This is a genomic window from Wolbachia endosymbiont (group B) of Horisme vitalbata (assembly GCF_964028625.1).
In the GTDB taxonomy this organism is placed as follows: Bacteria; Pseudomonadota; Alphaproteobacteria; order Rickettsiales; family Anaplasmataceae; genus Wolbachia.
Map to the genome: position 1 here is coordinate 849444 of NZ_OZ034797.1, position 23244 is coordinate 872687.

Consider the following 23244-nt stretch of genomic DNA (forward strand, 5'->3'; position numbering starts at 1 on the left):
CTTTAAAAATGCGAATCTCAATATCTTATCTTGAATTACTTAACTGTTGGTTCAAGTTTAAGTTCTTATCATGGTATGTATTTACATCTTTTAACACTTTAAGTGGTTCACCTAGAATATGTTCCACTTTTGTCTCAAATTTAAATCCCAAATTTCCAAAAAATTCTTGAAAATACTCAATAGTAATGTCACACAAACTTCTACCACTTGCTTTATAATTTTTCAGCTCTTTCGGAATATTAATAAGCACTTTACCATCCTCATATGTTACATTTCGACCCTTACATTTTAGTTTAAATTCTACTGAGCTGTAAAAACCTGGTGTTTTGATATCATTAACAAGATCACTGCTGCGTACCTTTATACAATCCATGCTAAAATTGAGTTTTAGACAATTGGAGTCACGGCAATCCATACTATAAGTTATTATTATATTAGAATCTAACACAAGCAAGCCAAATGGAGAAAGAGCCTTTAATATATGAAGAAACAGAAAATGATTATACCCTTCTTGATGATAGTTAGTTATCAATTCTTCCATGATAGAGTCACTCGGAACTTCTGCACCAGCATATTCAAATATTTTTATGAAAATTTGCTTAAGAAATGGACTATAGTTCTTTCTTCCATTCTCATCTTCTAAAATGAGATCTTTATGTTTTGAATATAGCTTCTCAATAAGCTCATTAGGCACTTCTTTCTCATTAATAGTAAGGTTGTGTGATCTACCAAGGTCAATATATGTATTATAACCAAAGCTCCAACAACCTGACTTTACTGGTATAGATTTTAAATCAGCATATTTGAGCTTTTTTACTTTAGCTTTCAGTGCATTAACTATTTTTTTTGACATATTATTCCCTCTATCACATAGATTAATACTAGTATTATATTTTATTGACTGTCAATTATTTAGAACCTTTGCTTTAAAGGACTTTCTATCTTTAACAACTGTTATGCAAGCGCATTGCTACCCTGTCTACTTCTGCTCCTTCCAGCTTGTTATCTACTCGTTCATGGTATAGATCTTTTCCCTTCGTCCAGGATAGGTCACCATTTATTGTACAAACGTAATTGCCATTGTTTTTTTCGAAAAAAAATAGCCCTAGTTTGCTTTCGTCTTGACCGATCAATCCATTACGGACTACTTCCACGGTATAAAATTGACCTAAATTTAAACCTATTTCACGATACCTAGAATAATGAAAGACTAGCGGATCATATAGTTCTCTTATCTTACCATTTCTTAGATCAACTATTTTGCGCTCTATCTTATCTAATTCCTCTATAACACTCTTCCCTTTTTTCTTCGCTTCATCATCTAACAGCTGTTTCTCTCCCAATTCTTTATAAATAGCAAAAAACCGTGATTTTTCTTCTTTCGCAAGATTAGATAAACGCCCTGCTAACTCATAGCACATTTTTTCTTGACTCAGTATTTCGCTTTTATATTTAGATAAAATATTAATCGCTATACGTGAACAACTTACTGCGATCAGGTCATTATTTAAATCCGTTTTAATAATTTTGCCGGTCTCTTGATTAACATGTGCAGTAACTTGCCCTAATAAAATTCCCTCAGGGATTGTTATATCCTTCCCTATATGAGAGTTAATGGCTTTTAAAGAATCAAAATCTATATATATCCCACCTTCGTGTCCTGTAAACTGCTTTAAGAGTGCCAGAGCAACTAATCTAAAAGTATCTATTTCAACAGCAAAGTATGTTCTTTGTTCATCTGTCATGTTATACATATCTCTAAAGAAATCTTTGATACTAGTATCTTTACCATCTATCTTCCATCCTTGATCTATTTCGCTCCAGTTATACTGATGCAAGTCTATAACATGTACTCCTTCAATTCCTTTCAGTTCACATTTTAAATCATCTATTTGATTTTCTTTGAATCCAGGACCGTTGATAATCAAATATATATCCCTCTCTTCTTTATTTATTAATTTATGATTTTTTATTATATCTAAGTAATTAAAGTCACTGTTTTTACCATCTGGTAAAGATGCACCATATACTCTTGGTACCCAAGTTAGTATTATTGGCGCTTCATTTGATAATTTTTTTACATTACCGATCATTATTTTACCTCAACACATTAATATACTCATATTATAATGAAATTTTAGCGGCGTACAAATAAAATCTCCTAGGGGCTTAAACATTCTCGTTTCTATATGTAGGTGACTGTTTCGAAGAAAATTATTTTTCAGCTAATATTTTAACTACTTTACTGAATTTTCTAGCACCGAATCGACGATACTAGAAAGTTCTTTAATAACTGTTATGTAAGCGATAGATTTTTCATTGCTACCTGATCTACTTCTGTTTCTTCTAGATTTTCATCCACCTGCTGATTGTATAAAAAATCACCCTTCGTCCAGGATAAATCACTATTTTCTAGAACCACAGAATAGTTACCATTGTTCTCTCTAAAAACAAATGACTTCATTTTACTTTTTTCTTGACCAGCCAGTCCTTTCTCAACTAGCATTTGAATGTGTACGTGACCTAAGTTAAAACCTGTTGAAGAACAACCATGATATGTTGAATTAAGATATCTAAAATTTTCTGTTCTCATATCATACAACGCTTTTATTCCTCTCTTTTCAAGATCATTTAAGTATTTGTTTGCCACTTCTTTTATTATTTCTTTCATCTCTTCATCAAGAATATCCATTATTTCTATTTCGTCCTCTGCAATTTCTTCCTGTTCTCTCGACTTCTCAAACTCTTGATCCAATTGTTCATCCAATAACAATGGTAATCGTTGTTTTATATCACTGCACATTTCTTTTTGGCTTAATATTTTATCCTTATACTCAGATAAAACACCAGCTGCTACGCTTGAATCACTTATCGCAATTAAGTCATTATTTGATAATGTAAGAAAGATTTTTCCACTATTGTTAACCGCTACACGAACCCACCCCAACAATATCCCCTCAGGAATTGTTATATCCTTCCCTATATGAGTGTCAATGGCTTTTAAAGAATCAAAGTCTATATATATTGCACCTTTTTCTCCTGTCATTTTTTCTGAAAGAGCAAGAGCAATCAATCTAAAAGTATCTATTTCAATAGCAAAATATATTCTTTGTTCCTCCGACATATTATACATATTTTTGAAGAAGTCTTTTATACTAATATCTTTGCCGTCTATTTTCCATCCTTCATCTATCTCACTCCAGTCATATTGGTGTAAGTCTACAACATGCACTCCTTTAATTTCTTTCAGTTCACGCTTTAAATTATCTATTTGGCTTTGCTTAAACCCTGGGCCGTTGATAATCAGATATATATCCCTCTCCTCTTCATTCTTTAGTTTATGATTCTTGATTATATCTAAGTAATTCAATCTACTATTTTTACCATCTGGTAAAGATGCACCATGTACTCTTGGCACCCAAGTTAGTATTATTGGCGCTTTGTTTGATAATTCATTTATACTATTAGTCATAATTTTACCTCATTATATTGCTATGTTAATATTATAGTGGATTTTTTAATAAAATACAAGTAGACATTAAGACTTCACTTACGCTCTCTCAGTTTACAATTTTTGTTTCCGTATTATCTAATGAATCACCGTAAGTGACTGCCTTAAGATAAAACTTTCTCCCTTTTTGCACTTCAAAAGAAATTATTGAATAATCAAGTAGAATAAATTTTTCACCTGAGGTGTGTTCATATTTCTTAGTACCCTCTTGGCCTCTAATTAGGTCGATAAGCTGATATTTATTCTTACCTATGAGCTTTGCTCTTTCGAATTTTATTACCTCTTTTCCAACCAGCGCTAACACAGTTGGACTCATGACGTCTATCTTACCAAAACGCAGTACTACTGTAATTCCCTCATCGGTAAATTCGATTACATATCCGTAAGTAGATTGTATATTTGCGCTCGCGATGGGCTTATAATTTTTATCATCATACGAAATAAAAAGCGTTGCTCCTTTCCAACCTTCCTCTTCACTAATTAAAGTAAAACTTGCGATATTATCTTTAATATACCGTAAATCTATCATTTCTACGATAGATTTACTGATGTGAGAAGGAGGGTATTCTTTAAGCATAAGTGATCTTGTTGAAGGAAAAGAGAGCTTGTATATAGAGGGATCATAACCAACTCCCATTACTTGAATGGACATGCTTTCAAACTTTGTTTTTATAATTCTCATCGTATGTCTTTTCTCGCCATCTGAAATTGCTATGACATCACTTGGTAAAAGCCATGCATATTTTATCGGGAGCTTAAAGTTGTATACATTTCTCTCTTGCCACGAAGAATAAAGTAAAACTTCAGCTATATTTTGCGCCTCCCCTTCCTCCATAATGAGAGGTATTTCAACTGTTGCAGCATTGCCCTGCTTTGGCAGTTCAGCATATTTCACATCAATTGGATAGCCAAAATTGCGGTTAAAATAGACAACATTGACTTTACTATTTAAATCTAGCTGACTAATATTAACAAGTTTTGCAACGTTATTGGTAACCATCTCGCCAATTGGTATTTCAGTTTTCACTCCCCTGCCCTTTTGAATAAATTTCAGTTTTGAGTTCTGTTCAACCACATCAAAAAAATAGCACCTTCGCAGCATTTTAATAATTGAGCGTACGGGTTGCTGATCATTTATTACATACCCAGATAGTAATCCTTTAACATCACTTGTATCAAACTGATCGCCTTTGAGACCTACCTTTTGCAACAGATCAGACAAAACATCGGAAACATTAAGTTGTGAAATTTTTCCCTGAATCCAGTGCCCGGTCTGCCAGTTATGGCAGTCAGCCCACATGTCACATAAATTGGGGAAATAAGGAAATGGCCTTGCATCCCACGCCCAGAGGAACATTTTCTCCACCATTTCTGAGCTTTGCCACTTTTTTAATGTTCCTTCGATTGCAGTTTTCTGCGAAAGAAAGCTCACCTCTCCGTTTGAGTATCGTGGATATTTACTCTCTATACTACCTTTATCAACAAACACATTGGGCTCATTAGTGCAGCCGTTCATACTGGGAAATCCATATTCGGTAAACCATATTTTCTTCATTTTTGGTTGCCATTTTGTTTTACTACCACCTGGATTTACATGAACTTCACTCCACCATTTCTCGATATTTTTCCACGCATATTCGCTGTCATTATACTTTATTTTCTCAGGATCACTTTTTGAGTAATCGTAAAAATAATCATACCCTACCCCACTGCTCCAACCACCCGTTACATCTTTTGCGGAATAGCCAAAAGGAGGTTCTGGGCCATCGGTGAGTGGAAAGTAAGCATCTATGCCAATAACATCGATGAACTGTGAAGACCATAGTTCATCCATATTATACCAACCATCATATGAATGATACTCACTCCAATCGGCAGCGTAAGTTACGTTTACTTCTTTTCCAAGCTGAAATTTTACTTGCTTTGCAACTTTAACTAGCTCTGCTACTGCAGGATAGTTACCCTCTACATCTTTTACTCTGGTAAGCTGAGCAAACTCAGAACCAATAATAAACCCTTCCACTTTAGTTTGTTTGGCAATGCTCGTGTAATGCTCTATGAATTTGCTATACTGATTCTCAAAAAAATCACTTATATCCTGAGAACCTGTCTTGAAAGGTAATGAAGAAAAGAGTATGATGAGGTAAGCAAAAAATAGGAGGGTAAGTTGTATCCAAGTGATATAAGTGACAAGGAATGGGAAATTTTAGAGCCCTATGTTGCACAAGGAGCGATAGGACGACCAAGAAAACATAACATAAGAACAATTATTAATGCAATAAGGTACATAATGAGGGGTGGTTGCCAGTGGAGAATGCTACCAAAAGATTTTCCTCCATGGAAAACGGTGTATGACTATTTTCTCAGGTGGCGTAATAATGGAAAATTGAAAAAAATACATGACATGCTAGTAAAAGAGGTAAGAAAAATGGTTGGCAAAAATGAAACACCTTCAGTAGGTATAATTGACAGTCAATCAGTGAAAACGACTCAAAAAGGGGATCAAGAGGATATGATGCCGGTAAAAAAATAAAGGGTAGAAAACGTCATATTATTGTAGATACACTAGGTCTTGTAATTACTGCAGAAGTACACAGCGCAAGCATTCAGGACCGTGATGGTGCTACCAATCTTTTTGTTCAAGCTAAATGCAAAGCTCCAACATTACGTAGGTTTTTTGCTGATCAAGGGTATAAAGGTAAATTACAAAATCGATGTTTGTTGGAAACTGGATGTTTGCTAACGATTACCAAGAAATTGGTTGATACAGGATTTCAAGTTATTCCTAAACGTTGGATTGTAGAACGAACCTTTGCCTGGCTTTCCAATTTTAGACGCATGAGCAAGGATTACGAACATTCTCCTCTTACTTCAAAAAACAATATCTTATTTAATATGATTACTTCTATGCTTACTAAATTAGCCAATTAACTCCTTTCAAGACAGGTTCTGAGGAGTACCGCTCAATTTTCCTCGCCACTCTTTGTTTTTTGTGTCAAGCAAGAGCATTGGATAGAGCATCACCTTATAACCTCTGCTATGCAGCTCTTCTATATATCTTATTAGTGCTGCATCGCTAACTGTACCACCATATCTTGGATTTCCATGATTATCTTTTGAAATGAGCTGGGCATTATCCCTGGTTATATTTCCCACTTGCCAATCATCAGGCACTATAGCAGAATCGTCTTGAAATTCAACTGCAGGATATATTTTACAATCTTTGATATTCAAACTGCTTGCAAACCAATTAACCACTACCGATGCCCATTCAACATTTGGTAAACTTTCCTTCAATTGGTCCAAAGAAAGCATAGCATCGCTCTTTTTTGTGTGATTATTGTGATTTACTCTTTGTACCGGTCCATAGGGAATATATTGACTACTGCTTATTTTTTCTCGTGCAATTTTCTTCTGTATTTTCGTATCATACACAAACTCCCCTGAACCTGGTATGATATTGATATTTTTAATGTTTTCTGCTACTGAGAATCCACTGAGCTTCAGTGCAGTTTGCACTTCAAATGTAAACACCGGAACACGATTACTATAGTCTGCCAAAGGGAAATTTTTGATGACTATGTAAGATATTCCTCTATAAGCTGGTACATTCTTCTCACCTTCGATTGATAACATAGGGTTTTGGTCTTCTCTGCCGTGGTAAAAAGTATAATCTATTTCATCAAAACTAAGCGATTTTATATCCGCCCAGATTCTATTTAATTTTTCTACTTTCCCCTTGCAAATTGCAATTGCGAGTGTTGCATAGTAGTTATATGTAATATTTATACCTCTTCCTGTTTTATTTTGAGTGGTTATCGCCTCCTCTTTTATTGGCTGTGACCAAATAATGTTTCCAGCAATGCGAGCAGTGCCATAGATAATTGGAATTGCTTTGCCATAAGTTGAGGTTTGAACTTGCAGATTTTTCAGCCTCGCCCCATGCGTTATCTTTTGCTCGGCATCAAGACCAAATATTACATTATCAAGCTGTGCACCAAGCAGAGCACCGAGTTCTGATCCAGCAATCTGGCCAATTGGCCCAAAAATACTGCCCGCTTTACTTAAAATTGATGATAAAATTATTGTAGACATAATATTCTCCTTTTTAATAGATTGTTTTGAATTTTTGAAAGAAGATCCCAGACTGGGATAAAATTGGGACCTACTATATAGTAGTGTCATGCGACTGGTATCCAGGAAAAAAAGGATGTAATCCGAGTAGCCCTTTTCCTGTCATCCGAGTAGCTGACACTGGGATCCATTGTTCTTTATTTCTGAATTCCAGCGTCACGCGCTGGAATGACATTAAATGATTTTTCTTTGAATTTGAGTTATGCAAGCAGCCCCTTTGTTGTCATGCAAGTAGCCCCTTCGATGTCACCCGAGTAGCCCTCTTCCTGTCATCCCAGTACTGGGATCCAGCCTTTCTTACCAACAAAAAACTTGGCATAACTTGCGTGCTCAAAAAATTCCTGGATTCCAGTACTGGAATGACACCCTTTTAGAAGTTCCTTCTGGATAAAAACTATTGTCAAGCACTGGAATGACATGATTCGACTTGCATGGCGTCATCCCAGACTGTGTAGTAATTCTCTTTATTCCTCGATTTGCCACTTACTTCCTCGAGAAGATACATCACTCAATGAAGAGCTTACTGATGAACTTCTAGATAAGCTTCCAGATGATAGCCTTGTATCCTTGTTTTTAGTTTTTCCGTTACTATGTTTCTCATTCTTCTTATCTTCAATGTTATGTTCCTTCTTAAATCTTTCACATAAAGTGAAAATAGGAGTGCTTTTGCCTTTACTTTTCTCCTCTCGTATATACTTGGCTAAACCAATCAGATTTGCTGGTGAAAAACCATTAGTACTCTTTACAATAGTTTCAATATTTAGAGGGCTTAATTCTTTGAGATATTCTTTTAGTATTCCCCTACGTGTACTTTCTTTATCCAGCCCAGGAACCTCAATACACTCCAAACGACCACCCCTAGTAAACGCAGTATCTAAATGATCCTTATGATTAGTTGCAGCAATCACCGTTATATTTTTTGAGGATAAAAACTCTTTATCCAATTTAGTGAGTAAATAAGTTAAAGGCCCTGCATCCTCATTAACAGTTCGCTTTTTGCCAATGCCGTCAATCTCATCTATAAAAATCATACAAGGACTGTTTGTCTCTGCTTTCTCAAAAACTTGATCTATATTCCTTTGACTAGACAAGCAAGATGCAGAAACAGATATAAACGCAAACAGAGATTTAGTTTGATTTGCAATTGCCTTACTAATACTAGTCTTACCAGTTCCTGGCGGACCGTACAAGAGATATCCTCTGCCTTGTAAAGCATAAATCCCTTTCAATTTTTCTTTTATGTCATTTGGTAATATAATATCACTAAATGTTGTATTCCACCCTCTTTCTTCATCTTTTGCGTAAAATTCCATATTCAGCTTTGCTTCTACTTCATTTTTTGTTGCAGGACTATTAATTAACCTTGCAGAAAGATCACTAACCTCTTTTTTTAACCCATTCACTTCATCTTTCGTTACAAAATTCTCTGAAATTCTATGAACTTTTTCTTCTAGATCACTAAACCCGTATTTATTTTCTTTATCCTTTCCATCTTCTAATTCTTCTTTAATTGGAGTTAGCTTATTTTCTTCTTTCCTTAACCCTTTATTCGGCTCTTCGACTTCAGCTTTCGAGTTTTCTTGAGATTTTTTATTTTGTTTAATCATTTTATATGAAAACACAATTACTACTGCAGAAAGCGCAAATAAAATAAAAATAACAGGGGGAGCTATATTTAAAGCTGCAACTGAAGATAAAAATGCAACGTAAGGAGCTACAGCAAAAACTCCAGATGTAATTAATGTAAGGGAAGCAATAGCACCAGCTATAAAAAAAGTTATATTAGCTCTATTAGACATATTTTAGCTTATAAACAGTTAATTTATAAATAATACATTTAAAGAGTACAAGCTTTTCATAGTAAAGCAAGACTAACTTAAGGCATCCTTAATCAATCTATGATCGAGGTATTATGCAGTATTAAGATATAAGATGGTATGTTGTATTTTTAATTCAGTGTTCTTTTTCTATCATTCCAGGGTACTGGAATGATAGATGCTATGATAAGAAATTCAATAACTTAAAGTAGGTAATTAAAGCCTCTAATTAAGATCTAAATCTATAGTTATTATAAGCAACACTAAAGAAGTGCGGAAGTAAAAATTTACGAAAGAGCATTATGTATACATATGCTTTGTAGATTCACATTTTGCCACTCTCCTGTTAAGCTTTGCCGCTCTTCCATTATGTTTTGTCGCTCTTTTATTTCTTTTATTTCGTTATCGAATTTTGACATTAGATATTTAGCATAACCAGATGTTAATGATGTTGATGCAGATACAGCTATTGCTGCCGTAACAGATGTTAATGTAATTTCCATTGTCTCGGTTATAAAAAGCGTCGATGTTACAAAATTCCCTAACATGGCAACTAAGCCACCAACAACTACACTACCTTGAACTACTTTATTTTTTAAAAACCCTTTTATACTCTCTACCATATCTTCTTGGTGATTTATAATGGCATAATACAAAGGAGTTTTCTGCAAACTATCTTTTTCATAAACATCTGCACCTCTGTCTAGTAGAGCATCTACTATCTCTAAATAGCCATTTTTAGCAGCATAATGCAAAGGAGTACTACCATTTCTATCTTTTACATGAACACTTGCGCCTTCAGCTAACAGAGCATCTACTACCTCTATATGGTTACTTAAAGTAGCATAATGCAAAGGAGTACTACCACTTCTGTCTTTTACATTCACATCAGCACCTGTTTTTAGTAGAACATTTACTACATCTATGAATTTATATATAGTAGCATAATGCAAAGGAGTACTACCACTTCTGTCTTTTACATTCACATCAGCACCTTTTTTTAGTAGAGCATTTACTACACCTACACATCGACTATAAACGGCATGATGCAAAGCAGTCTCTCTATTTTCACCTTCTACATGAACATCCGCATGCCTATCTAATAAAACATTCACTAAATCCTTACAGCCAGCTGCTGCAGCTGCAATTAATAATGTAAATTCGGCATCAGGATCACTTTGGATGAATGTATGATTTATACTAAAATTTTTATTTTCCCACTCTTGATACGCTATTGTATCTTCCCTTCGCAATACCTCTTTTATTTTATTAATTACGTTATCTTTATTTACACTTGCATCTTTATCAATTGCACTTAATATCTTTTTCAGATTTTCAAAATCCATCTTTACCTCCTATAACTTTACGTTGCAGTTACTACACAATTACAAACAAAAGTAAACACATTTTTAGGAATTATTTAAAAAAAGAAACCATTGAAAAAGTCATTGATTTGCAATAAATAACTGATCCATTTAATTGAAAGAAATATGTGATGTAACTATAGTCATTATAAACAACAATAGAAAAAACACGGAAGTAAAAAATTTATATTGATCTTATCATATTTATTATTAGCATAATTATAAACATGGGAAAGCAAATACACGTCAACTTATCTAAAAAAAATAGTGAGAGGGTCTTATCTGGCGCAAAATGGATGGCCAACCTTAGTGAAAATTATTTTGCATCATTGAATAATAACAGCATTAAACCAGCCAGCTCTATAAGAAAACTAATAGAGGCTTTTTTACTTGTTCCAATTATTACATCCAGTGCTATTACACTAGCATGTACCTATTTTTTTCTGAATGCAGTGAGTATTCAAAAATATGATTGCAGCTTTGAATAAGGGAAAAATTATGGCGCCTATGATTTTTGAAGGCTATTGCGATACAGACGTTTTTAATAGCTAGTTCAAGCTTTTTGCTGGGTGATTTTGGATAATGCAACTTTTCATAGAAAATAAGTGACTTTGTTAAAAGTGTCGGTGCTGAAGTTATATATCTGCCTCCATATTCTCCTGATTTTAATCAAACCATTGGTTTGTTATAAAAAATTTAGCCAGAAAGAATATTCAGCTATTCGAACTATTAGAAAAAGAGCTATAATTATAGACTCCGTATACACTATAACTAGACTTTTTTTTAAGAGGAATGATACAGAAGTTAGTACTAAGACACTAAACAGTTTTCAAAAATGAAAATTATACCTTAAAGCTGATTTTCATACAGTTCTTGCAAGCGATAGCACTCTCACTTCTCTTGCACCAGAGTTTAAAATTTCCTGAGAGCAAGACCTTGCGGTTGCGCCAGTTGTTACTACATCATCAACCAATATCACGATTTTGTTTTTGATAATTTCGCTGTTACTTACTTTAAAAGTATTTTTCAAATTTTTTTCACGCTGTTTAAGTGAAAGACCAGCTTGAGGTTTGGTGTGACGAATACGTTTTATTGCAAATGGTGTATAAGATAAATTAGATAACTTACTTAATTCCTTCGCGAGCAATGCTGCTTGATTATATTTACGTTTAAATAAGCGTATTTTATGTAGCGGTATGGGAACTATGACCTCTGCATTTTGAAACATGTCTTTGTTAGCTTTGTACATCCACTTTGCATAGACTTTCACATAATTTAAATTATCAAAAAATTTAAAATTTATAATCATATTTTTGCTATGTTCATCATAAGCAAAAACTGATCTTAATACTTTAAATGGTGAAGGGTTACTGATGCATTTACCACATGTATCAATGTTATCTGGAATTACTACACCACAAACATTACAGTAATGCTTAGTTAAAAAATTGATTTTTTTATTGCATTCACTACATAAATCATAACTTTTATCAATTATACGTTCACAACTTACGCATACGTTTGGAAATATGAGATATGTAGCTTTTTTTAATAAGAGAAGATTCATGAATTAAATATGTTAGGTATACCTTTTAAAATGCTCCTCATAACCTAATTATTAAGAAATAGTCGATACTTGATCCAATAAATATGTTTTAAGATACTTGCCTGTAACGCTTTTTGGAGTCTGTGCAACTTTTTCTGGAGTTCCTACAGCAACCACTTCGCCACCTTTTACTCCACCCTCTGGACCAATATCTATTATGTAATCAGCAGTTTTTATAACATGTAAATTGTGCTCAATAACTATAACAGTATTTCCTAAATCAACTAGCCTATGGAGTATTTTCAGTAAATTATTTACATCTTCAAAATGTAACCCAGTTGTTGGCTCATCGAGAATATACAATGTTTTCCCGGTAAATCGCTTTGATAGTTCCTTAGACAGCTTTATTCGTTGTGCTTCACCCCCGGACAACGTTGTTGACGACTGTCCAAGCGTTATATAGCCAAGCCCTACTTCCTGTAAAGAAATCAACTTTTCCTTTATCATTGGAAGATTTTCAAAAAAGTCACATGCTTGATCTATTGTCATATCAAGCACATCAGAAATTGATTTTCCCTTGTAAGTAACTTCCAATGTTTCTCGGTTATACCTCTGTCCTCTACATTGCTCACATTTCACATAAACGTCCGGTAGGAAATGCATCTCGATCTTTAAATGCCCATCACCTTTACAAGCTTCACATCTTCCTCCCTTGGTATTAAATGAAAATCGGCCTATATTGTAACCTCGTGCCTTCGACTCTGGGAGACCTGCAAACCAATTTCTGATGTGAGTAAACATACCAACATATGTTGCTGGATTTGATGCTGGGGTCCTACCAATTGGCGATTGATCAACTTCTATAATTTTATCTATATACTCAAGGCCTTCTATTTTGTCGCATTGACCATGCCTTGCAGATGAATGATTTATCTTGTGTGCTGAGTATTTATATAATGTTTCTATCACTAAACTTGATTTCCCTCCTCCTGATATTCCAGTAACACAAATAAAATTCCCTATAGGAAATTCAACATTTATATTTTTTAAGTTGTTCTCACAAGCATTAATTACCTTTATGAACTGAGTTGTTTGCTTTCTTCTTTTTGAAATTGAAATTTCCTTCTTTCCACTTAAATACTGTCCTGTTATGCTTTCTGAATTTTTTTGTACCTGATCTGGTGTTCCTTCTGCAACGATTTTTCCTCCATTCACGCCAGCTCCAGGACCAATATCAATCACATAATCAGCAGCCATTATTGTGTCTTCATCATGTTCAACAACAATCACAGTATTACCCATGTCTCTCAGATTTTTAAGTGTGGTAATTAATCGATCATTATCACATTGATGAAGGCCAATTGAAGGCTCATCAAGCACGTATAGCACTCCTGTTAAACCAGAGCCAATTTGCGAAGCAAGCCTGATCCTCTGGCTTTCACCACCAGAGAGAGTGCTAGATTCACGGTCAAGTGTAAGGTAATTTAGCCCTACATTCTTTAAAAATGTCAGCCTTTTGATTATTTCGTTTAATATTTTATTTGAAATTTGCCTTTGTTGTTCTGTAAGTTTGTCTGATAAATTTCCAAACCACTTAAGGGATTCATCGATGCTGAGCCTTGATATTTCACCTATATGTTTTTCGTCAATTTTCACTGTAAGTGCTTCTTTTCTCAATCTATAGCCAGCACATTCTTTGCAGTCAGTAACAGAACAATACCTATCAATAAGTGATGCATCGTAATCCATCTGGCGTTCTAGGATACTGACCAAACCTTGAAATTTCATTTCTCTAGAGCCAAAAAGTATTAAATCCTTCACTTTTTGGTCTATATTCTTCCACTGAACATCAAGGCTAAATTTGCAATTTTCAGCCAGTGATAGAATTGCATTTTTTAGCAATCCATAGTTTGTATGCACTTGACGGAACATTGATCCAATTGGCTTTAAAGCACCTTCAGATATCGAGAGCGTTTCGTCTGGCACTATTAGCTTTGCATCAACACTTAGTTTTTTACCGAGCCCACTGCATGAACTGCATGCACCGTAGGGGCTGTTAAAAGAAAACAATCTTGGCTCTATTTCTTCAAGAGTAAAGCCAGACTCAGGACATGCAAAATTCTCTGAGAAAGTTAAAGTTTGACCATTTTTATACTCGGAATTGTGGTTATCAGGTAAGTTCACTATTTCTGCATACATTAAGCCATGGCCCAGCCTCAATGCTGATTCTATACTGCCTGGTAGTCGATTTCCTATATCATCTGACATGGAAATTCTATCTGCAATAACAAAAATATCATGTTTCTTGTTTTTGTCGAGTTTAGGCAAGTCATCTATATTGTATGTTTCACCATCTATTTTTAGTCTCACGTAACCCTGCTTTTTAATTTCCAATATCTCTTTGAAGTGCTCTCCTTTTCTGCCACGCACAATAGGAGCAAGTATATATATTTTAGTTTCTAAAGGTAATGCTATAATAGTATCTACAATTTGAGATACAGCCTGTTTCGTTATTGGCAACCCAGTTACAGGCGAATAAGGTATTCCCACTCGTGCATATATCAAACGTACATAATCGTAAATTTCAGTAACGGTTCCAACAGTTGATCTTGGATTTTTTGAGATCGACTTTTGATTAATTGATATTGCAGGAGAGAGGCCTGTGATTGACTCAACATCTGGTTTATCTTGAATATTAAGAAATTGACGTGCATAAGCCGATAGACTTTCGACGTATCGGCGTTGGCCTTCTGCATAAATCGTATCGAATGCAAGGCTAGACTTACCAGAACCACTTAGTCCAGTTATAACAACTAACTTATTTTTTGGTATATTGACATCAATACCCTGCAAATTATGCTCTCTTGCACCTTTAACTCTGATCATACTTCATGTACCTTTGACCATTACAGCCTCAAAATACATAAACTCACAACAACTTGCTACTAATTTTTTCAACTGTTATGGAAAACGAAGTAGCATAACTAGTGCAAAACATTTTGCCACACAACTATATGAACATCTGTTTTCGCCAAGTTAGTTCGTACAACAAATGGTGTCATAAAAGTATGTTTTCTACAATCTCATCAAAAACATGCTTACCAATTTTTGGAAACAGGAAATTTTATTTTATATAAAATATAGAATTTTGATAAATTTAACTTTTTTGTGAGATTATGCAGTGATAAAAATAAATTGAGAGGGAAAGGTTATGGCAATAGAGAAGGAGAAGTTTTTTGAAATAATAAATGAGGTAAGTGAAAGTAGCGATTTGGATGAAGATAATTTACTTGAAAAAATAAAGAATGAGTTAAAAGGAAAAGATGCAGGAGAGTACAACAAGTTTAGTAAAAATTTTAGTAAAGAACATCAATTTAGTATAAAAATTTCAGAAGAAGCTGCAGAAGATTGGACGTTGTTACATCTTGCTACAGCATGCAACAATATGTTAATAGTGGAACTTTTACTAAAAAAGAAAGCAAGTGTTAGCGCTCGAGTAAAAGATGGCTCTAAAAATGATGGGCTAACTGCTTTGCATATTGCTGCTTCTTGTGGACATGAAAGCATGGTAAAACAACTACTAAGTGATGATCGAGTTAATCCTTCATTAAAAAGCAAAAATAAGACTCCAAGGGAGGTGGTTGGTAATATAGAAAATAAAGAAGCTATAGTAAAAATGTTAAAGGAAGCAGAACAAAATTTTTGTACAAAGCATGAGAAAAAAACTGCTGCACCAGCAGATGTTATAAATTCTGTGAAACAATATGATACCATACGTAGTGGTGCACAGGCTCCTGTTACGTGCGAAAGTAGTGACAGTATAGTAAGTGAGCAATACTTACATGCTGGTGTTAAGAATATGGTAGAAAAATTTGAGTCACCGCAAATAGGAAGTGTTACATATAGTGGTAAATACACCTACGACAATGTTGCAAATTTTTATTTTCCTTTCCATTATGTCCAGAAGAGTTCGGTAGCTCTTTTACGCGAAATACCACATTTACGTCCTCAAGGTTAATTTCAATTCTCTTGACCAATGTTCTGATAATATCACGTTTAGTTAACCAGTCTGCGTTATCAAGGTTTAACGTAATATTGGAAGAAAAGTCTTCTAAATTGGCCACAACCAGAGTTACCTCCTGTTCTAATTCCTTTTGATAAAATATCTTTTTCTTCTCTTCTTTAATTGTTTTTAAGCTTTGTTTCATTGCTTTAATTCGTGGTTCAAATTCCTCTTGATTGATATATTCTTGAGCATAACTATCGATAAGTCTAGCAATACCACGTTTTAATTTATTTTCTTGTTTCTCTAGCAGGTCACTTTTTTGATCCAATGATGATTTTTTTAGTTCTGAAAGCCTACGCTTGTATTCTTCTAAAATCCTGTTTGGATTTTTCAATAACTGCTTAACCTCTTCCCACACAGCTGTTTCTAATGCATCTGAGCGAATGGGTTTATTGTCACAAATCTTATTACCACCAAAACGGTAAGAATCTTTACCACTACAACGGTAATATGCATAATGACCACCTTCTTCTTCTCGTCTACTTCTCATGCAAGTTCCGTAACATCCGTAATTACAACGCTTACATATGACTAAACCTTGTAGTAAGTACTTTGCTCCTCTTTTTCTTGTCCTTGCTACTTTTCTATTTTCAGCTAATTGTTCTTGAACAATATCAAATATATCTTCATCTACTATATTTGGCACTTTAATATAAATCCAATTTGCTTTTTCAACAGGATAGACAGAGTGGTTACTTTTTGGCTGCTCACAAGAGCCTTTCTGTGGTCTTACTTGCTTTAATCTTACTCCTAACCTTCTTCTACCAAAAGCTGCTTGTCCTTTGTAAGCAGGGTTTTTCAACATACTCCAAATTGTACCTTTATTCCAGCGTTCTTTTCCTTTTTGTGTCTTAATGGACATAGTATTTAGCCGACGACATACTTCCCCAATACTTGTTCTTTCTCTGCCTATCCACAAAAATACTTTACGAACGACATCAGCTTCTTTTTCGTTAATCTCAAATAAAGCTTGTCCTCCTCCCATATGCTTATCTATATAACGATAACCATAAGGAGCTCCTCCCATTACATTTACATAGCCTTTGTTAGCTGCATAGATTTTACCACGACGACTTCGTTCCATAATTTTCGCACGTTCATATTCTGCTATCATACCTTGCATTTGTAACAGTAATTGAGATTCTGGGTTACCGTTAATCTCATAATTTAAAAAAACCACTTTTGCTCCTGCTTTTTCAAATTCTTCAATCAGCACCATTTGATATGCATATTTTCTAGATAAACGATCAGGAGAATGAATGTAAATCTTATCAATTTTACCTTCTGTTACTTTATCACGTAATTTTTCTAAATCAGGGCGGACTAAATGAGATCCACTGTAGCCGTTATCAATAAATTTATACTCACTTAACAATCTGTATCCGTCCAGATTAATTTGCTTCTCTAAAGCTGCAATTTGACTTTCTATCGTATTTCCTTCTACTTGTTTCCCCGAAGAAACTCTCGCATATAAACATACTGTTACCATTTGACCCTCCTTGAATCCCATTTTTATGTTTTAAGTTTTTTTGACTTATTTCCTTTGACACTACCTTTTCATAAGCATCTGATAAGCATTGTTCTGCTAACCGATTAGGTTCATAGCTACAGCTAATTTGGATAGCTAATCTCTTGTTTCTCATGACTTTTCCTTGAAATAATATGTTCATATCATTCCTTAAAGCCGATGGTTAATTGATTATTAGCGCTATAAGTAAATCGGACTCTTGGTTCTGGACACAGAAGTTTTCGAGAAATGGTTTTCTCTAGTTTTATTTTTATGTTTTTTGCAACATTGTCGGTAGTGTAAAAATTCCATCAATTGATAACTTCCTATTCTGTGTAAAAAAATAAGAAAGGAGAGGAAAAAAGGATTAGTTTCTTTTATGATTATCCAAGAAGTCTAGTCTAAATTCAAGTTTTGTGAATAGGCTAGCGCTTAAATTTTTGATCAAAAAGGGACAAGTTTAGTAAAAAATAATGATATTATAAGTGGAACATAAAATAGTCCCACTGCAGTACTAATTAGGAGCAATAAAGTAGCTTTATCTGGTTGGTAATTTAAAATATTAGCAAGTATTATACTGGATCCAGAAATCGGAATAATAGCCAGTAACATCAGTGCTTTATAGATGCTTTCATCGTATATACCTGTAACATGCTTGTCTAGCAAGACAATTCCCAAAACAAATGACGGCCAGAATATGTACTTTGCTACAATAGTGGTCAAGGCAAGCTTCCAATCTACTTTAAAATTTGTAATTTGTGCAATACTTACTCCAAGCAGCACCATTCCTAATGTGATAAATGTACTTCTGATATTTATCATAACATCTGTCAAAAAAGTGGGTATTTGTATATCATATATACTTAAAAAGAAACCTAGAATCATTGCATATAATGAGGGAAGTTTGAGTAACTTTAATACGCATTCTTTTGCAGTATAGATACCATTTGCAGCTATATAAAATCCCAAACTATTTTCAAATAGTGCCATTCCTATGTAACAGACAACATACACAGACACTGAATCTTCATCAAATAAAGCCATGGCAATCGGTAGACCAAAATAACCCATACTTGTGCTGCCCGAGCTAAACGCTAATATGTTTCTCGTGTTGTCCTTAAATAAAAAAGAAGAAAGATAATACACTGATAAGGACATAGTACTACCTATAAACCATATCAAAATCGGCAGAGAAATTACTTTTAAATTAACTTCTGTATGAGATACTCCGTATAAAATCACTATTGGATTAGCTATATAAAAGAGTATTTGAGATATAGTATTTCTATCAATTTTAAGATATCTTCCTGCTAAGTAACCAATAAGTATTGTAATGTAAATAGGTAATATTTTGAGGAAAAGAGTAAAGAACATACTAGCCTATTGTGATATCTTTGCTGATAAAGTGATATTAGATTTTAAGGTATTGTAAAAGTAAGTAAAATTTATTTTCCAATTAATCAAGTTCATAGTTAGTTAAAAAAAGATTCACTGAGTGCCAAAATTTGTTCTTATATAGGACTTAATAATGATATTTTTATGATTAAATTATGTTAAGTTTGTATAAAGCTCCTTGTATATTTTTATAAACCACTTGTAGTAATTTAGGTAGATTGTTGAAAAAACACTCATCTTGAATGGTTCTCAGGAATTCTTGCCTTAATCATTAAAATCGCACTATTACTTTCCATAATTTTTTTAAAGCCAACTTTTTCGTAAACACGGATTGCACAAACATTTGCTATACCTGGGTCGACAAAGGCATTCTCATAAACTTTAAAGACAAATTTGTTTAAAAATATATTCAAAGCTTGTGAACCAACTCCTTTACCTACATAATTCAGCTCTCCGATATACCAGTCTATAGCAGCACAACTTTCTGGAAGTTCTAAAGTGTTATAGACCTGTTCAGGTGGGAAATCATGTTTGTTGTAATATTGAATATAACCAATATCAACTCCATCACAATTAATAATGAATGCGTGCATTGGTTTTTCAATAATTTGTGTCTTAGATTTCAAACGTTTGAATCCTTTAACGTAGTTGCTATATTTTTTCTCAATTAACTCTGGTGTCCAATTTATATCCGCATCCCACCACTTCTTTATATGGTGTGTTTCTACCCATTTTAATAATAGTGAAAAATGTTCTTCTTTCAACGCTTTAAATGTGATATTTTTATTCATTAATTAAAGATTTTAAGTGTTACTACCGTTTTTATTAATTCTATCTCTAATTGCTAAGAACCTGTCTTGAAAGGAGTTAATTGGCTAATTTAGTAAGCATAGAAGTAATCATATTAAATAAGATATTGTTTTTTGAAGTAAGAGGAGAATGTTCGTAATCCTTGCTCATGCGTCTAAAATTGGAAAGCCAGGCAAAGGTTCGTTCTACAATCCAACGTTTAGGAATAACTTGAAATCCTGTATCAACCAATTTCTTGGTAATCGTTAGCAAACATCCAGTTTCCAACAAACATCGATTTTGTAATTTACCTTTATACCCTTGATCAGCAAAAAACCTACGTAATGTTGGAGCTTTGCATTTAGCTTGAACAAAAAGATTGGTAGCACCATCACGGTCCTGAATGCTTGCGCTGTGTACTTCTGCAGTAATTACAAGACCTAGTGTATCTACAATAATATGACGTTTTCTACCCTTTATTTTTTTACCGGCATCATATCCTCTTGATCCCCTTTTTGAGTCGTTTTCACTGATTGACTGTCAATTATACCTACTGAAGGTGTTTCATTTTTGCCAACCATTTTTCTTACCTCTTTTACTAGCATGTCATGTATTTTTTTCAATTTTCCATTATTACGCCACCTGAGAAAATAGTCATACACCGTTTTCCATGGAGGAAAATCTTTTGGTAGCATTCTCCACTGGCAACCACCCCTCATTATGTACCTTATTGCATTAATAATTGTTCTTATGTTATGTTTTCTTGGTCGTCCTATCGCTCCTTGTGCAACATAGGGCTCTAAAATTTCCCATTCCTTGTCACTTATATCACTTGGATACAACTTACCCTCCTATTTTTTGCTTACCTCATCATACTCTTTTCTTCATTACCTTTCAAGACAGGTTCTCAGCAAGCCAACTTTTGAAGTCAGCATCATGTCCTTTTATGTCTTTCAAGAAACTTTTTGATTCATCTGAGTTACCTTGACGTAAAGCATCTAGGTAGTCTCTTAATAAACTAGGATCTTTTTCCTGTAAGTACATTATCAACGCATGACCAGTTTTATACACTAAACTGTTTTCTTCACCATTGGCTGAGTATTGTAAATTTAAAATTCCACCTAGATCCAAATTTGCGGCTTCAGTTTTATCAATGCTTGACCCTTGAGCATTGAACTTGTGATCTGAATGATGTTCAAAGTAATCTGCAATTCCCTCCATTAATACTGTAGGTAGAGATTTTCCTCCTGTAGCCAAGTAAGTTAAACCATGTGCAAATTCATGCTGAAGGTTATGAACGCCACCTTGCTGATAGACATACATCTCAGCAAAAATATCAGCTTCTCCTTTGTAGTAACATTTACCACCTTCATCTCCAAGGTAAGAACCAAAACGTTCGCTTCCACCAAGGTGAGTGTAATCAGCCTTATCATCAAACACATAAATTTTGAATGTTTGTTCTGAGAACCTGTCTTGAAAGGAGTTAATTGGCTAATTTAGTAAGCATAGAAGTAATCATATTAAATAAGATATTGTTTTTTGAAGTAAGAGGAGAATGTTCGTAATCCTTGCTCATGCGTCTAAAATTGGAAAGCCAGGCAAAGGTTCGTTCTACAATCCAACGTTTAGGAATAACTTGAAATCCTGTATCAACCAATTTCTTGGTAATCGTTAGCAAACATCCAGTTTCCAACAAACATCGATTTTGTAATTTACCTTTATACCCTTGATCAGCAAAAAACCTACGTAATGTTGGAGCTTTGCATTTAGCTTGAACAAAAAGATTGGTAGCACCATCACGGTCCTGAATGCTTGCGCTGTGTACTTCTGCAGTAATTACAAGACCTAGTGTATCTACAATAATATGACGTTTTCTACCCTTTATTTTTTTACCGGCATCATATCCTCTTGATCCCCTTTTTGAGTCGTTTTCACTGATTGACTGTCAATTATACCTACTGAAGGTGTTTCATTTTTGCCAACCATTTTTCTTACCTCTTTTACTAGCATGTCATGTATTTTTTTCAATTTTCCATTATTACGCCACCTGAGAAAATAGTCATACACCGTTTTCCATGGAGGAAAATCTTTTGGTAGCATTCTCCACTGGCAACCACCCCTCATTATGTACCTTATTGCATTAATAATTGTTCTTATGTTATGTTTTCTTGGTCGTCCTATCGCTCCTTGTGCAACATAGGGCTCTAAAATTTCCCATTCCTTGTCACTTATATCACTTGGATACAACTTACCCTCCTATTTTTTGCTTACCTCATCATACTCTTTTCTTCATTACCTTTCAAGACAGGTTCTAAGTTCATTGAAATTGATATTTCTGTACCTAGTTTTCCTGATATAGTACGCTATTTTAACGTACCGGAAGGCACAATTCAATTAACTATTGCTTATAATTTTTTAGGCGTTTGCATAGGAGGGTTATTTTTTGGTCCATTGTCTGAATGCTATGGCAGAAGAAGGATGATGATCATAGGCAACACTTTGCTACTCATCGGTGCTGTTGGCTGTGTTTTTGCGCTGTCAGTTTCTTGGCTTTTAATCTCTCGCTTTATTCAAGGCATTGGTGTTAGCACATCTGTAGTTGTGTTTGCAATTATTGCAGACAGCTATAAAGGCAACGAAGCAGTAAAATTTATTGGAATCATGAATTCTATTCTCACAGTTCTCATAGCAATTGCACCAGTATTAGGCAGTTTCATCAACAAAATTGTTGGGTGGCGTGGCAACTATGCAACTGTTGCAATACTTTGTTTCATCTCTTGGGTTTTGCTGCTTTTTCTGTTACCAGAAACAAAAAAGGACCGTGATATTTTTAGTCTAAAAAAAATGATGAAAGACTATAAAAAATTATTATCAAGTTCAAAATTTATGGTGTTGTCTTTGGCACAGAGCCTTTTTTCTGCGGCTTATATGTCATTCATCACTTGTGGACCTTTTCTGTATATGAAGACTTTTGGTTTATCTAGCACTATTTATGCACTACATCAAGGTGCAATAGTTGGGTCCTTCTCACTTATTAGCCTGTTTTCCAGTAAGATCTTAAAGAAACTTGGAGCAATTTGGTGTGTAATTTCCGGTACAGGCGTAATTCTTACTA

General features: G+C 34.2%; 16 protein-coding genes and 3 pseudogenes. 4 read left to right on the plus strand and 15 right to left on the minus strand.

The genetic code is table 11. The annotated features are described in order from the left end of the window. Positions 1-25 precede the first annotated feature (25 nt). The 4 genes from ABWU56_RS04140 to ABWU56_RS04155 form a co-directional block, all read right to left on the minus strand. Entirely contained in the window at positions 26-853 is an 828-nt protein-coding gene (locus tag ABWU56_RS04140) for a hypothetical protein (RefSeq protein ID WP_353281101.1), read from the minus strand. 91 nt (positions 854-944) lie between these two features. Next, positions 945-2093: a hypothetical protein gene (locus ABWU56_RS04145; RefSeq protein WP_353281102.1), complete on the minus strand. Its 1149-nt coding sequence runs from the start codon at positions 2091-2093 to the stop codon at positions 945-947. Between the two features lie 203 nt (positions 2094-2296). Further along, positions 2297-3472: a hypothetical protein gene (locus tag ABWU56_RS04150; RefSeq protein ID WP_353281103.1), complete on the minus strand. Its 1176-nt coding sequence runs from the start codon at positions 3470-3472 to the stop codon at positions 2297-2299. An 88-nt stretch (positions 3473-3560) separates the two neighbouring features. Then, positions 3561-5534 (minus strand): glycoside hydrolase TIM-barrel-like domain-containing protein, encoded by a 1974-nt coding sequence (locus ABWU56_RS04155; RefSeq protein ID WP_353281104.1) that lies wholly within the window; start codon positions 5532-5534, stop codon positions 3561-3563. A 144-nt stretch (positions 5535-5678) separates the two neighbouring features. Between ABWU56_RS04155 and ABWU56_RS04160 the strand changes: the two genes are divergently transcribed. Further along, positions 5679-6442 (plus strand): IS5 family transposase gene (locus tag ABWU56_RS04160; protein WP_353281091.1). Its coding sequence is split into 2 segments (ribosomal slippage): positions 5679-6033 and positions 6033-6442, totalling 765 coding nucleotides; the frame shifts between segments, so codons are not numbered across the junction. A gap of 6 nt (positions 6443-6448) precedes the next feature. Here ABWU56_RS04160 and ABWU56_RS04165 read toward each other — a convergent pair. The 3 genes from ABWU56_RS04165 to ABWU56_RS04175 all read right to left on the minus strand — a co-directional run bounded on the left by ABWU56_RS04165 (position 6449) and on the right by ABWU56_RS04175 (position 10808). Beyond that, entirely contained in the window at positions 6449-7606 is a 1158-nt protein-coding gene (locus ABWU56_RS04165; RefSeq protein WP_353281105.1) for a hypothetical protein, read from the minus strand. Between the two features lie 503 nt (positions 7607-8109). After that, positions 8110-9444: an AAA family ATPase gene (locus ABWU56_RS04170; RefSeq protein ID WP_353281106.1), complete on the minus strand. Its 1335-nt coding sequence runs from the start codon at positions 9442-9444 to the stop codon at positions 8110-8112. 305 nt (positions 9445-9749) lie between these two features. Next, complete coding sequence (locus ABWU56_RS04175; RefSeq protein WP_353281107.1) at positions 9750-10808, minus strand: ankyrin repeat domain-containing protein; 1059 nt, start codon at positions 10806-10808, stop codon at positions 9750-9752. 483 nt (positions 10809-11291) lie between these two features. Here ABWU56_RS04175 and ABWU56_RS04180 point away from each other — a divergent pair. Beyond that, positions 11292-11573: pseudogene (locus tag ABWU56_RS04180) on the plus strand (transposase); the annotation flags it as partial. Between the two features lie 115 nt (positions 11574-11688). Here the strand turns inward: ABWU56_RS04180 and ABWU56_RS04185 are convergent. Both ABWU56_RS04185 and uvrA read right to left on the minus strand, forming a co-directional pair. Then, complete coding sequence (locus ABWU56_RS04185) at positions 11689-12393, minus strand: ComF family protein (RefSeq protein ID WP_353281108.1); 705 nt, start codon at positions 12391-12393, stop codon at positions 11689-11691. 51 nt (positions 12394-12444) lie between these two features. After that, positions 12445-15258 (minus strand): excinuclease ABC subunit UvrA, encoded by a 2814-nt coding sequence (gene uvrA / locus ABWU56_RS04190; protein WP_353281109.1) that lies wholly within the window; start codon positions 15256-15258, stop codon positions 12445-12447. 559 nt (positions 15259-15817) lie between these two features. Between uvrA and ABWU56_RS07485 the strand changes: the two are divergent. Next, positions 15818-15943: pseudogene (locus ABWU56_RS07485) on the plus strand (ankyrin repeat domain-containing protein); the annotation flags it as partial. Positions 15944-16268: 325 nt separating this feature from the next. On the opposite strand, the gene ABWU56_RS04200 reads toward ABWU56_RS07485, so the two are convergent. The 6 genes from ABWU56_RS04200 to ABWU56_RS04225 form a co-directional block, all read right to left on the minus strand. Continuing rightward, positions 16269-17948, minus strand: a complete 1680-nt coding sequence (locus ABWU56_RS04200; RefSeq protein ID WP_410542165.1) for a recombinase family protein — start codon at positions 17946-17948, stop codon at positions 16269-16271. A 441-nt stretch (positions 17949-18389) separates the two neighbouring features. Then, positions 18390-19319 carry an AEC family transporter gene (locus tag ABWU56_RS04205; RefSeq protein ID WP_064125222.1) on the minus strand — a complete coding sequence of 310 codons (930 nt, stop codon included), beginning with the start codon at positions 19317-19319 and terminating at the stop codon, positions 18390-18392. A 254-nt stretch (positions 19320-19573) separates the two neighbouring features. Continuing rightward, positions 19574-20131 carry an acetyltransferase gene (locus ABWU56_RS04210; protein ID WP_264686402.1) on the minus strand — a complete coding sequence of 186 codons (558 nt, stop codon included), beginning with the start codon at positions 20129-20131 and terminating at the stop codon, positions 19574-19576. A 76-nt stretch (positions 20132-20207) separates the two neighbouring features. After that, positions 20208-20971, minus strand: a protein-coding gene (locus ABWU56_RS04215) for an IS5 family transposase (protein ID WP_353281091.1) whose coding sequence is annotated in 2 segments (ribosomal slippage) — positions 20208-20617 and positions 20617-20971 — 765 coding nt in all. Because the reading frame shifts where the segments join, the coding sequence is not laid out codon by codon here. 52 nt (positions 20972-21023) lie between these two features. Then, positions 21024-21569 (minus strand): collagenase, encoded by a 546-nt coding sequence (locus ABWU56_RS04220; protein ID WP_353281111.1) that lies wholly within the window; start codon positions 21567-21569, stop codon positions 21024-21026. 43 nt (positions 21570-21612) lie between these two features. Continuing rightward, positions 21613-22376 (minus strand): IS5 family transposase gene (locus ABWU56_RS04225; protein WP_353281091.1). Its coding sequence is split into 2 segments (ribosomal slippage): positions 21613-22022 and positions 22022-22376, totalling 765 coding nucleotides; the frame shifts between segments, so codons are not numbered across the junction. A 27-nt stretch (positions 22377-22403) separates the two neighbouring features. Here ABWU56_RS04225 and ABWU56_RS04230 point away from each other — a divergent pair. Further along, positions 22404-23237: pseudogene (locus ABWU56_RS04230) on the plus strand (MFS transporter); the annotation flags it as partial. Positions 23238-23244 lie beyond the last annotated feature (7 nt).